General features: G+C 69.6%; 11 protein-coding genes. All 11 read left to right on the forward strand.

Features of this window, described 5'->3' with window-relative positions; genetic code table 11:
* Positions 1 to 2: 2 nt before the first annotated feature.
* The 11 genes from B0I28_RS08135 to B0I28_RS08185 all read left to right on the forward strand — a co-directional run bounded on the left by B0I28_RS08135 (position 3) and on the right by B0I28_RS08185 (position 12,637).
* Entirely contained in the window at positions 3 to 2,459 is a 2,457-nt protein-coding gene (locus B0I28_RS08135) for an NADH-quinone oxidoreductase subunit G (RefSeq protein ID WP_106363269.1), read from the forward strand.
* The gene (gene nuoH / locus B0I28_RS08140) at positions 2,456 to 3,772 is read left to right on the forward strand and encodes an NADH-quinone oxidoreductase subunit NuoH (RefSeq protein ID WP_106363270.1); all 1,317 of its coding nucleotides are present in this window, start codon (positions 2,456 to 2,458) and stop codon (positions 3,770 to 3,772) included. The genes B0I28_RS08135 and nuoH overlap by 4 nt, the downstream gene beginning before the upstream one ends.
* On the forward strand, positions 3,772 to 4,338 hold the full coding sequence (gene nuoI / locus B0I28_RS08145) for an NADH-quinone oxidoreductase subunit NuoI (RefSeq protein ID WP_106363271.1): 567 nt from the start codon (positions 3,772 to 3,774) through the stop codon (positions 4,336 to 4,338). Before nuoH ends, nuoI begins: the two co-directional genes overlap by 1 nt.
* Positions 4,335 to 5,096, forward strand: coding sequence for an NADH-quinone oxidoreductase subunit J (locus B0I28_RS08150; protein ID WP_106363272.1), 762 nt, complete (start codon positions 4,335 to 4,337; stop codon positions 5,094 to 5,096). Before nuoI ends, B0I28_RS08150 begins: the two co-directional genes overlap by 4 nt.
* Entirely contained in the window at positions 5,093 to 5,392 is a 300-nt protein-coding gene (nuoK, locus tag B0I28_RS08155; RefSeq protein ID WP_106363273.1) for an NADH-quinone oxidoreductase subunit NuoK, read from the forward strand. Before B0I28_RS08150 ends, nuoK begins: the two co-directional genes overlap by 4 nt.
* A gap of 10 nt (positions 5,393 to 5,402) precedes the next feature.
* Complete coding sequence (nuoL, locus tag B0I28_RS08160) at positions 5,403 to 7,304, forward strand: NADH-quinone oxidoreductase subunit L (protein WP_106363274.1); 1,902 nt, start codon at positions 5,403 to 5,405, stop codon at positions 7,302 to 7,304.
* Positions 7,301 to 8,845 (forward strand): NADH-quinone oxidoreductase subunit M, encoded by a 1,545-nt coding sequence (locus B0I28_RS08165; protein WP_106363275.1) that lies wholly within the window; start codon positions 7,301 to 7,303, stop codon positions 8,843 to 8,845. Before nuoL ends, B0I28_RS08165 begins: the two co-directional genes overlap by 4 nt.
* On the forward strand, positions 8,838 to 10,385 hold the full coding sequence (gene nuoN, locus B0I28_RS08170) for an NADH-quinone oxidoreductase subunit NuoN (protein WP_106363276.1): 1,548 nt from the start codon (positions 8,838 to 8,840) through the stop codon (positions 10,383 to 10,385). Before B0I28_RS08165 ends, nuoN begins: the two co-directional genes overlap by 8 nt.
* Positions 10,386 to 10,514: 129 nt before the next feature.
* Entirely contained in the window at positions 10,515 to 10,991 is a 477-nt protein-coding gene (locus tag B0I28_RS08175) for a hypothetical protein (protein WP_106363277.1), read from the forward strand.
* A 1-nt stretch (position 10,992) separates the two neighbouring features.
* A complete protein-coding gene (locus B0I28_RS08180; RefSeq protein ID WP_106363278.1) occupies positions 10,993 to 11,991 on the forward strand; it encodes a hypothetical protein in 999 nt (332 codons plus the stop codon).
* Positions 11,992 to 12,031: 40 nt separating this feature from the next.
* The gene (locus B0I28_RS08185) at positions 12,032 to 12,637 is read left to right on the forward strand and encodes a hypothetical protein (protein WP_146148013.1); all 606 of its coding nucleotides are present in this window, start codon (positions 12,032 to 12,034) and stop codon (positions 12,635 to 12,637) included.
* Positions 12,638 to 12,642 lie beyond the last annotated feature (5 nt).

A 12,642-nucleotide genomic window follows, 5' to 3' on the forward strand; every position in this document is an offset into this window, starting at 1 on the left:
ACATGACCGATCAAGTCACGTTCACCATCGACGGCGTCGAGGTCACGGTCCCCAAGGGCACCCTGATCATCCGCGCCGCCGAGCAGCTCGGCATCGAGATCCCCCGGTTCTGCGACCACCCGCTGCTCGAACCCGCCGGGGCCTGCCGCCAGTGCCTCGTCGACGTCCCCGACATGGGCAACGGGCGCGGGATGCCCAAGCCCGCCGCGTCCTGCACGACCACCGCCATGGAGGGCATGGTCGTCAAGACCCAGCACACCAGCGAGGTCGCGAAGGACGCCCAGGAGGGGATCATGGAGTTCCTCCTGATCAACCACCCCCTGGACTGCCCCGTCTGCGACAAGGGCGGCGAGTGCCCGCTCCAGAACCAGGCGATGAGCACCGGCCGCACCGAGACCCGCATGGAGGCCAAGGACAAGCGCAAGTACAAGAAGGCGCTGCCGATCTCCTCGCAGGTCCTCCTCGACCGCGAGCGCTGCGTCCTGTGCGCGCGCTGCACCCGCTTCTCCGACCAGATCGCGGGCGACCCGTTCATCGAGCTCATGGAGCGCTCGGCCCTCGAACAGGTCGGCGTCTACGAGGACGAGCCGTTCGAGTCCTACTTCTCGGGCAACACCGTCCAGATCTGCCCGGTCGGGGCCCTCACCGGCACCCAGTACCGGTTCCGCTCAAGGCCGTTCGACCTCGTCTCCAGCCCCAGCGTGTGCGAGCACTGCTCCGCCGGGTGCTCGCAGCGCTCGGACCACCGCCGCGGCAAGGTCCTCCGGCGCCTCGCCGGGGACGACCCCGCGGTGAACGAGGAGTGGAACTGCGACAAGGGCCGCTGGGCGATGTCCTACATCGACGCGGCCGACCGCATCACGAAACCGCTGGTGCGCGAAGAGGACGGGTCCCTGCGCGAGGCCTCGTGGCCCGAGGCCCTGCGCCGCGCCGCCGCCGGACTCGGCAAGGCCGGGGACAACACCTCCGGCCGCGTCGGCGTCCTCACCGGCGGGCGCCTTACCGTCGAGGACGCCTACGCGTACTCGAAGTTCTCGCGGATCGCCCTCGCCACCAACGACATCGACTTCCGCTCCCGCCCGCACTCCACCGAGGAGTCCGAGTTCCTCGCGCACGCCGTCGCCGGGGTCTACCCCTCCAGCGGCGCCGTCACCTACGAGGACCTCGAACAGGCCCCCGTGGTCCTCACCGCGGGCCTCGAAGTCGAAGAGGAATGCCCGATCGCGTTCCTGCGCATGCGCAAAGCCGTCCGCCAAGGAGCACAACGAGTCCACGTGGTCGCCCCGTTCGCGACCCGCGGCACCGAGAAGCTCGGCGCGAACCTCATCGAGGCCCTCCCCGGCGAGGAGGCGGAACTCCTCGACGGCTGGACGCGCGGCGGCTACGTGCGCGACGCCCTCGCCGAGGACGGCGCCGTGATCCTCCTGGGCGAGCGCCTCGCCACGGTCGAAGGCGCGTTCTCCGCGGCGGTGCGGCTGGCCCGCGCGACCGGGGCCCGCCTCGCCTGGATCCCGCGCCGCGCGGGCGACCGGGGCGCGGTCGAGGCCGGGTGCCTGCCGGGCCTGCTGCCCGGCGGCGGCCTCGCCTCCTATGCGGCCGACCGCGACCAGCTCGCCGAGTACTGGGGCGTCGACTCCCTGCCCGGCGCGGACGGGCGCGGGGCCTGGCAGATCCTCCAGGCCGCCGCCGACGGCGAGATCGACGCGCTGCTGGTCGGCGGCGTCGACCCGTACGACTTCGCGGACGCGCCCGCCGTCGAGGCCGCGCTCTACGCGGCCCGTTTCGTGGTCTCCCTTGAGATCCGGCACTCCGCGGTGACGCGCGTGGCGGACGTGATCCTCCCGGTGGCGCCGGTGACCGGCAAGGCCGGGGCGTTCTTCGACTGGGAGGGCCGCCTGCGGACCTTCGACACGGTCATCGAGTCGGACCTGATGAGCGACCACGCGGTGCTCGACGCGCTCGCGGACGTCATGGGCGTGAAGCTCGGTCTCGCGGACACGCGGACCGTGCGCGCCGAGCTCGCGGGGCTCCCGGACCCGATCACCCGCCAGCCCGCCCCGGACTGGACGGCCGACCGGCCCGCGCACCCGTCGGAAGACGGCAAGGCGGTCCTGGCGACCTGGCGGCAGCTGCTCGACGGCGGCTCGCTCCAGGAGAACAACCCGCAGCTCGCGGGCTGCGCGCCGGACCCGGTGGTGCGCTTGAGCGCCGCGACGGCGAAGGCGATCGGCGCGTCCGAGGGCTCGGGCGTGACGGTGTCGACGGCGATCGGCGGGATCACGCTGCCGCTCAAGGTGACCGCGATGCCCGAGGGCGTGGTGTGGCTGCCGCAGAACGCCCCCGGTCGCGGGATCTACCGGCACCTGGGCGCGGGATCGGGCGACGTCGTGACCATCCGCGCCTACCCGAACGTGCCCCGACCCGCTGAGGGAGACCAAGTGGAGGCGGTCAACTCATGAACGATCCGATCTGGCTGATGCTGATCAAGGGCGTCCTCGTCTTCATCGTGCTGGTCCTGCTGGTGCTGTTCACCATCTGGTACGAGCGGCGCGTCGTGGCGGTCATGCAGGTGCGGCCGGGCCCGAACCGCAACGGGCCCTTCGGGCTCCTCCAGTCGCTCGCCGACGGCCTGAAGCTGGCGTTCAAAGAGGACACGATGCCGCGGACCGCGGACCGGGTCGTGTTCATCGCCGCGCCGGTCATCGCCGTCGCGTGCGCGTTCACGGCGTTCTCGGTGGTGCCCTTCGGGCCAGAGGTGAGCGTGTTCGGCCTGGAGACCGAGCTCCAGCTCACCGACTTCGAGGTCTCGGTGCTGGTGATCCTCGCGTGCTCGGCGCTCGGGGTGTACGGTATCGTGCTCGCGGGCTGGTCCTCCGGCTCCGCGTACTCGCTCCTGGGCGCGCTCCGCGCTGCGGCGCAGGTGATCTCGTACGAGATCGCGCTGGGCCTCGCGGTGCTGGCGGTGTTCTTCCAGTCGAAGCTGATGTCGACGGGCGCGATCGTGGAGGCGCAGGCCGAGGGCCTGCCGCTGTCGATCGGCGGCGCGGAGATCACGCTGCCGGGCTGGTACTTCATCGTCCTGGCGCCGTCGTTCGTGATCTTCGTGATCGCGATGGTCGGCGAGACGAACCGCGCCCCGTTCGACCTCCCAGAGGCCGAATCGGAACTCGTGGCGGGCTTCGCGACCGAGTACTCCAGCCTGAAGTACGCGTCGTTCTTCCTCGCCGAGTACGTGAACATGGTGACGATGTCGGCCCTGGCGGTGACGCTGTTCCTCGGCGGCTGGGCCGCGCCGTTCCCGGACGCGTGGTGGCCGGGCGCGAACGAGGGCTTCATGCCGCTCGTGTGGTTCTTCGGGAAGGTCCTGGCGTTCCTGTTCTTCTACGTGTGGCTGCGCGGGACGCTCCCGCGGCTGCGCTACGACCAGTTCATGAACCTGGGCTGGAAGGTCCTCGTGCCGGTCTCGCTGGTGTGGCTCATGGTCCTGGCTGCCATGAACATCGGCCTGGACACGGGCAACGAGCTGCCGACGCGGATCGCGTTCGCCGGGGGCGCCGCGATCGTCGTCATGGCGCTGATCTTCTTCTGGCCCAGCCGCAAGCCCTACGAGAACCCGGCCGAGCCCGACACGGGCCTGGGCGGGTTCCCCGTGCCGCCGCTGGACCTCGCGGTCCCGCCGAACCCGCGCTCGCTCAAGCAGCTGGAACCCGCCAACACGTCAACGGTGCCCATCAACGGCTCCCGCCAGTCCACTGAAGGGGAGGAGGAGTAATGTCCGGTTTCGCCAAAGGCTTCGGCGTCACCTTCGCGCACATGTTCAAGCCGAAGGTCACCGTCGAGTACCCGGAGAAGCCCTCCAAGCTCGAACCGCGCTACCACGGCCGCCACGTGCTCAACCGGCACCCGGACGGCCTGGAGAAGTGCATCGGCTGCGAGCTGTGCGCGTGGGCCTGCCCGGCCGACGCGATCTTCGTGGAGGGCGCCGAGAACACCGAGGCCGAGCGGTTCTCGCCCGGCGAGCGGTACGCGAAGACCTACCAGATCAACTACGCGCGCTGCATCTTCTGCGGCCTGTGCATCGAGGCGTGCCCGACCCGCTCGCTCACCATGAGCAACGAGTACGAGCTCGCCCGCGACGACCGGCGGGACCTCATCTTCACCAAGGAGGAGCTGCTCGCGCCGCTCATCGAGGGCATGGAGCAGCCGCCGCACCCGATGCGCCTGGGCGACAGCGAGAAGGCCTACTACGAGTCGGGCCCGGTCAACCCGGGCGCGAGCGAGGGCGCCGAGTTCTCGCTCACCGAGATGCTCGCGCAGAAGAAGGGCGGGCAGTCGTGATCGAGCTCGCGCAGTCCGCGTCCGCAGGCGAGTCGGTCTTCTTCTGGATCCTCGCGCCGATCGCGCTCGGCGGGGCGATCGGCCTCGTCCTGGCCCGCTCGGCCATCCACGCCGCGCTCTCGCTCGCGGTCACCATGATGTGCCTCGCGGTCTTCTACATCATGCAGTCCGCGCCGTTCCTCGGCTTCGTGCAGATCATGGTCTACACGGGCGCGATCATGATGCTGTTCCTGTTCGTGCTCATGCTGTTCGGGCGCGACTCCAGGGACTCGATGTTCGAGACGCTCAGGGGCCAGCGGCTCCTCGCGGTCGTCCTCGGCATCGGCATGGCCGCGCTCCTGTCCTCCGGCCTCGCCCGCGCCGTCTCCGGCCTGGTGATCGCCGAGCCCGCCGCCTCTGCGGGCCAGGGGAACGTGGAGCGGATCGCCGAGGCCCTGTTCTCGACCTACCTGTTCCCGTTCGAGATCGTCTCCGGCGTCCTCACCGTCGCCGCGGTCGGCGCGCTCATGTTCGCGCACGTCGCGAAGAAGGGCCCGCACCGCGGGCAGAAGGAGCACAGCCGCGAGCGGTTCGCCCCCGGGAACTACCCCGGCCCCAAGCCCGGGCCCGGCGTGTTCGCCACCTCGGACTCGACCGCGACCCCGGCGCTGCGGCCCGACGGCTCGATCGAGCCCGCGTCGCTGTCCGAGTACGTGCCGCCGCGCCAGCTCACCCCCGCCGAGGCGGCCCCGAAGCACACGGAAGGGCGGGAGTCGTGAATCCCGAGTACTACCTGATCCTCGCCGCGGCCCTGTTCTGCATCGGCGCGGTCGGCGTCCTGGTGCGGCGCAACTCGATCGTCGTGTTCATGTGCGTGGAGCTGATGCTCAACGCCGGGAACCTGACGCTCGTGACGTTCGCGCGCACCACCGGCACGGTCGACGGGCAGGTCATGGCGTTCTTCGTCATGGCCGTCGCCGCGGCCGAAGTGGTCGTGGGCCTGGCGATCATCATGTCGATCTACCGGTCCCGGCGCTCCGCCTCCGTCGACGACGCCAACCTCCTGAAGGCCTAGAGGGGACACTGTGGACGAAATCTCGTACGCGCCCGCCGAGGGACTGCTGTCCTTCACCTGGGTGCTCATCGCCCTGCCCGCCCTGGGCGCCGCGATCCTCCTGCTCGCCGGCCGCCGTGCCGACAAGTGGGGCCACTGGGTCGGCGTCACGACGATCGGCGCGGCCTTCGCGCTCGCGCTCGGCCTCTTCGGCTCCCTTGCGGGCCTTGAGGACAAGAGCGCGCAGCTCGACCTGTTCACCGTCATCGAGGTCGGCTCCGTCAAGATCGACGCGAGCCTCCTCTTCGACCCGCTGAGCGCGGTCTTCTGCCTGCTCATCACCGGCGTCGGCTTCCTCATCCACGTCTACGCCGTCGGCTACATGGCCCACGACCCCGGGCGCCGGAAGTTCTTCGCGTACTTCAACCTGTTCGCCGCCGCGATGCTCATCCTCGTGCTCGGCGGCAACTACTTCATGACCTTCGTCGGCTGGGAAGGCGTGGGCCTCGCGTCCTACCTCCTCATCGCGTTCTGGCAGCTCAAGCCCGCCGCCGCGACCGCCGGCAAGAAGGCGTTCCTCACCAACCGGGTCGCCGACGTCGGGTTCCTCCTCGCGATGTTCCTCATGCTCGGCACGCTCGGCACCGTCGACTTCGCCGGAGTCTTCAACGGCGCCGCCGAACTCTCGACCACCACGAGCCTCGCGCTCGGCCTGCTGCTGCTCGCCGCCGCGTGCGGCAAGTCCGGCCAGTGGCCGTTCCAGACCTGGCTCCCGGACGCCATGGAGGGCCCGACCCCCGTGTCGGCGCTCATCCACGCCGCCACCATGGTCACCGCGGGCGTGTACCTCATCGCCCGCTCGAACGTCATCTTCAGCCTGAACCCCGACGTGCAGACCGCCGTCGTCGTCGTGGGCGCCCTGACGCTCCTGTTCGGCTCGATCGTCGGCTGCGCGAAGGACGACATCAAGCGGGTCCTCGCCTGGTCCACCGTCTCCCAGATCGGCTACATGTTCCTGGCCGTGGGCCTCGGCGGCGGCGCGTTCGCGCTCGGCATCATCCACCTGCTCGCCCACGGCTTCTTCAAGGCCGGGCTGTTCCTCGGCTCCGGCTCGGTCATGCACGCCATGAACGACCAGACCGACATCCGCCGCTTCGGCGGCCTGTGGCGCAAGATGCCGCTCACGTACGCGACGTTCGCCGCCGGATGGCTCGCCATCATCGGCCTGTTCCCGTTCTCGGGCTACTTCACCAAGGACCCGATCATCGCCGCCGCGTTCACCCGCGAAGGCTGGCAGGGCTGGGTCGTCGGCGGCGCCGCGCTCCTGGGCGCCGCGCTCACCGCCTTCTACATGACTCGCCTGTTCGTCCTCACCTTCCACGGCCCCAAGCGCTGGACCGAGGACGTCCACCCGCACGAGTCCCCGGCGATCATGACCGGCCCGCTCGTGCTCCTCGGCATCGGCTCCCTCGCCGCGGGCGGCCTCATGGCCTCGCCCGTGACCGAGTGGCTCACGCCCGTGTTCGGCGAGCACCACGAGGCCCACGGCCACCTGACCCACCTCCAAGTCACGGTCGCGACCACCGTCGCCGTCGTCCTCGGCGCGGCCCTCGCCTGGGTCCTGTTCCGCAACGGCACCGACGAAGTGCCGCGCGCCGCCGCCTGGCCCGTGCGGCTCGCCCGCGCCGACCTCGGCGGCGAGGCCGTCAACCGCGGCGTCTTCGAGCGGCCCAGCCGCCTCGCGGCCTCCGCGTCGGTCGCCATGGACGGCCGCGTCGTCGACGGCGCCGTCAACGGCCTCTCGGCGGCGATCGGCGGCTCCTCGCGGCGCCTGCTGACGCTCCAGACCGGCTTCGTCCGCTCCTATGCCCTGTCCATTCTGTCCGGGGCGGTCATCGTGGTGGCCGCGCTCATGGTGGTGGTCACCCAATGAACGAACTCCCGTTGCTGTCGGCGCTCGTCGCCGTCCCCTTGATCGGGGCGGTCGTGGTCGCGTCGATCAAGCGCGAGAACGCCGACGCGGCCCGCTGGACCGCGCTCGGCTTCGCGGGCGCGGTCGCCGTCATCACGGCGCTCGTCGCGGTCGGCTTCGACTACGCCGAGGGCGCGCCGTGGCTCCAGTTCACGGAGTCGTACACGTGGATCTCCGCGTGGGACCTCAACCTGTCCTGGGGCGTCGACGGGATCGCGCTGCTCCTCGTCGCGCTGACCGCGGGCCTCACTCCGATCGCGATGCTCGCGGCCTGGCGCGACCTCGACGCGGTGACCCGGAGCGTCCCGGCGTTCTTCGCGCTGGTGCTCGCGCTCGAAGCGGCGATGCTCGCGACGTTCCTCGCCTCGAACGTGCTGCTGTTCTACTTCTTCTTCGAAGCCATGCTCGTCCCGATGTACTTCCTCATCGGCTCCTACGGCACCGGCCCGAAGAAGCAGTACGCGGCGGTGAAGTTCTTCCTGTACTCGCTCCTCGGCGGGCTCCTCATGCTCGTCGCGGTGATCGCCCTGTGGGTGAACAACGGCGGGGTCTTCGACTGGCAGACGCTCGTCGAGTCCGACCCGCTGGAGTCCGGAACCCTCCAGAACTGGCTGTTCCTCGGGTTCTTCGTCGCCTTCGCGATCAAGGCCCCGTTCTTCCCGTTCCACACGTGGCTCCCGGACGCGGGCGGCGCCGCCCCCGCGGCCGTCGCGGCGCTCCTCGTCGGCGTCATGGACAAGATCGGCACGTTCGCGATCCTGCGCTACTGCATCCCGCTGTTCCCCGACGCGACGCGGACGTTCGCGCCGTGGGTCATCGGCATGAGCGTCATCGGCGTCATCTACGCGGCGTTCGTCGCGATCGGGCAGACCGACCTCAAGCGCCTCGTCGCCTACACGTCGATCGCGCACTTCGGCTTCATCGGCCTGGGGATCTTCGCGTTCACGTCCGAGTCCGCCACGGGCGCAGTGCTCTACATGTTCAACCACGGCCTCGCGACGGGCCTGCTGTTCATCGTCGTGGGCTTCCTGACGCTGCGCCGCGGCTCGGCCCAGATCAAGGACTACGGCGGGGCCGCCAAGACCCTGCCGCTGCTCGCCGGGATCTTCCTGTTCGCCGGCCTCGCGTCGCTCTCGCTGCCGGGGACCGCGCCGTTCATCTCGGAGTTCCTGGTCCTGTTCGGGGCGTTCACGCACAACGAGCCGGTCGCGGTCCTGGCGACGCTCGGGATCATCCTCGCCGCCGCGTACGTGCTCTGGATGTACCAGCGCACCATGCAGGGCGAGCGGAACCCGCAGCTCGACGAGGTGCCCGCGATGAAGCGCGACCTCACGTTCCGCGAGAAGGCCCTCGTGGCGCCGCTCGTGGTCGCGATCCTCGGGTTCGGGTTCTTCCCGCAGCCGCTCATCGACATGATCGAGCCGGCCGTCGACCACACGCTCGGGTTCGTCTCCGACGAGCCCGTCGACCTCCCCGCTGCCGAAGGAGCCGGTAATGAGTGAGTCCACAGAGCTCACGATCGACTGGGCCGGCCTGGCCCCCATGGTGATCGTGTTCGTCGCGGCCTTCGCGGGGCTCCTGGTCGAGGCCGCCGTGCCCAAGGCCCGGCGCCTCCCCGTCCAGGTCGCCCTCGCGGTGGCCGCGCTCGCGGGCGCGTTCGTCGCGGTGGTCCTCAACGCCGACAAGAGCGGCGCGGTCTTCAACCTCGGCGGCACCGGCCTCGGCTCGGTCATCGTCGACGGCCCCGGGCTGTTCCTCCAGGGCACCATCGCGATCCTCTCGATCATCGCGGTCCTGCTCCTCGCCGAGCGCCGCACCGTCCGCGGCGGCGACTTCGTCGCCGAGGCCGCGGTCGTCGCCGATTCGGCCGCCGACGTCGAGCAGCGCCGCGAGGACGGCGCGACGGAGATCTTCCCGCTCACGCTCTTCGCCGTCACCGGCATGATGATGTTCGTGACCGCGGGCGACCTGCTCACCATGTTCGTCGCCCTGGAGATGCTCTCGCTCCCGCTGTACCTGCTGTGCGGCCTCGCGAAGCGCCGCCGCCTCATCAGCCAGGAGGCCGCGCTCAAGTACTTCCTGCTGGGCGCCTTCGCCTCCGCGTTCTACGTGTACGGCATGGCGATGCTCTACGGCTTCGCCGGGACCGTCGACCTCGCCGGGATCAACCAGGCGGGCGTCTCCTCCGGGCAGCCGCGCATGCTCCTGTACATCGGCGTCGCGATGATCGCCGTGGCCCTGCTCTTCAAGGCCGCGGCCGTCCCGTTCCACATGTGGACCCCCGACGTGTACACGGGCGCCCCGACGCCGGTGACCGCCCTGATGGCCGCGTGCGTCAAGGTGGCGGCCTTCGGCGGCCTGCTGCGCGTGTTCAACACGGGGCTCTCGTCCTCGGCGTGGGACTGGCACCTGATCCTCACGGTGATCGCCGTGGCGACGATGATCGGCGGCGCGATCTTCGCGGTCACGCAGCGGAACATCAAGCGGCTCCTGGCGTACAGCTCCATCGCGAACGCCGGGTACCTGCTCATCGGCGTGATCGCCCTCGGCGAGGCCGTCGGCCAGACGATGTTCTACCTCGCGGCCTACGGCTTCACGGTGATCGCGGCCTTCGCGGTCGTCTCGCTCGTGCGCGACGGCGACGAGGAGGCGACCCACCTCGCCCGCTGGGCGGGCCTGGGCAAGAACTCTCCGGGCACCGCCGTGGTCTTCACGATCCTCATGCTCGCCCTCGCCGGGCTCCCGTTCACCTCGGGCTTCACGGCGAAGTTCTCGCTCTTCTCGGCGGCCCTCCAGGCCGACGAGCTGGGCCTGGTGATCGTCGGCGTCGTCTCCTCCGCGATCCTCGCCTTCCCGTACCTCCGCGTGGTCGTCCTCCTGTGGCTCAACGAGCCCGCCCCGGACGCCCCCACGGTCAACCTCCCCAGCCCGATGGCCGGCACCGTCGTCGCCGCAGGCGTCGCCGCCACGCTCATCCTCGGCATCGCCCCCGGCTTCCTGCTCGACATCGTCGACCAGGCGAGCACCTTCCTGAACACCTAACGCGCACAAGAAGAGAGGCCGCAGGGGAAACCCTGCGGCCTCTTTCTCGTTCGTGTCGGCAAGCGATGTACCCAACCGACAGTCGTCGCTCGATACCATAGGGTTTCACCCCGCGCCCGAAAGGTACCGATGGAGACCGAATCGTCTAGCGGCGGATTCCAAGTCGAGACCGCCGATCTCGAAACCGTCGCTGAGTATCTCGCCGGAATCGCCGACTTCTACGACCAGCAGACCACGGCCGTCGGCCTGGCCGCGAAGAGCTGCAATGCCGGGCTCTTCACGTCCGGGGCCGCGGCGGGCGGGAACGCCCTCGCCGAAGAGCTCCTCAACTGGCATCAGTTCGTCTACCAGGTCCTGGAGGAGAGCGCCGACGGAATCCGCGCCGCCGGGCGGATGATCACCGAGGCCAAGATCGACTACGAGTCGACCGACGAGGAGGTCAGCGCCGCCTTCACGGCCCAGGAGTCGGAGGTCGACTCAGGCAACTACACCTCCGGGCAGCCGGCGCCCACCGACTTCGAGGAGTACGAGGTCACCGGTACCGCCGACGAGCGCCGCGGTGCCGACATGACCGAGTACTACTCCGACCAGCTGGGGAGCGAGTGAGATGGCGTTAACGTTCGAGAGCGTCCAGGACGCCATAGCGAAGCCCGACCCGCGGCCCGAGGCGATCAACGCCGTCCTCGACGAGATGCAGCACGGGCTGACGGTCAAGTTCGCGCAGCACTACCACGATGAATGGGTCGCGGACTACCGCGCCCAAGGCGGCGTCCAGCAGGCGCCCCACAACCAGCATTCGGACCTGCTCGACATGGACACGACACTGAACGCGCAAGAGCAGCAGATGCTCTACGACGCTTACGTCGGACCCGCAGCCGAGGCACTCGCCGGCATCAAGGAACGGGTCGCCGCGCATTTCACCCGGAGCCAGTCCGCGCTCAAGGACCTCTCGGACCGCTACTGGAGGTCCGCCGAGGCGCTCCAGGACTCCTACTCCTCGACCCACCAGGACACAGTGAAGATCTCGCTCCAGGCATGGGAAGGAGAGGCCGGCGACCTCGTCAGGCAGAACTTCGCCGATCCCCTCGGCATCGCGTACGAGAACCACCGCGACATGCTGAAGGAGCTTTCCAACGCTGCTGCGCTCGACCTCGCCCTCCTGAAGAAGGGCCAGCTCTACGCGAAGGAGATCGTCGACCAGGCCGCCGCATCGCTTCCGGGCGGCACGCAGTCCCAGCCCGGCGACGCGACCGCGGTCCTGGTGCTGACGATCTTCACGGGCATCGCAGGCCTCGTGTCGGCCGGGGCCGGAACCCCGCTCGCTGCGTTCCTATGGGCGGGCGTCTCGGCGGCCGGCTCGACGGCCGGGGCGCTGGTCTCCATGGGCACCCACAGCGAGCACCAGTTCAGCGATGTGGACGGCGTCCAGCTCGTCCAAGAAATCCACGCCACCTTCGACGACCTCTCGTCGATGCTCGAAGACGAACGCGGAGAGGCGGTCGGGGGCATGCGCGACGCGTTCGAAGAGCAGTACAAATCCAAGCTCAACGGCGATCCGACGGTGAGCAGCACCGTGATCCCGAACATCAACGGATATCAGGCGTGAACGGGGCTGATGCGACATGCGAATGTCGATTCGCGCCGTCTTGACCAGCGTCCTGCTGGTGCTCATGGTCGGTGTCGTCGCCGCCGTGTCGCTGTGGTTCGCCTCCCGGTCCGGTACTCCCGGAGACGAGGCGAGCACGGCGATCGCAGAACCTGAGCTGCCGGAGGCCATGTGCGATCGGATCGATCTCAGCGGCATCGACCGCCTTGCGGGCGAACGCGACCCCGACCGCGACTACTTCGCCGACGAAGCCGATCTGAGGTTCGACTGCGACTTCTGGTACACGGTGACGGATGTCGAAGGAGCCTGGCTGAAGGTCACCGGGGAGGTCGGCCGCGAACAGGACTGGAGCGGTGGCATCGAAAACTGGATCGACACGGCCGAATCGGTTCACCCACTCACCGGGGCCGAGGATTGGGACGCCGCAGGCCTGGTCGTCTCGGACGGGGTCGGGGCACTCCAGACCACGGGGGCGGATCGCACCGGCACTGCCTACGAGCTGCGCTTGGCGGACGGCGACCTTCGGGTGCAGATCTTCTTCGAGCATCTGGAGACCGCGGACGGGGCGCTCGCACCAGACGAGGTGGCCGAGGAACTCGTCGCCATCGGTGAGCAGGTGCGAGAGGCGGTCGGCACCGGTTCCTGATGGCG

The sequence above is a fragment of the Glycomyces artemisiae genome, from assembly GCF_003002955.1.
GTDB classification, from domain to species: domain Bacteria; phylum Actinomycetota; class Actinomycetes; order Mycobacteriales; family Micromonosporaceae; genus Glycomyces; species Glycomyces artemisiae.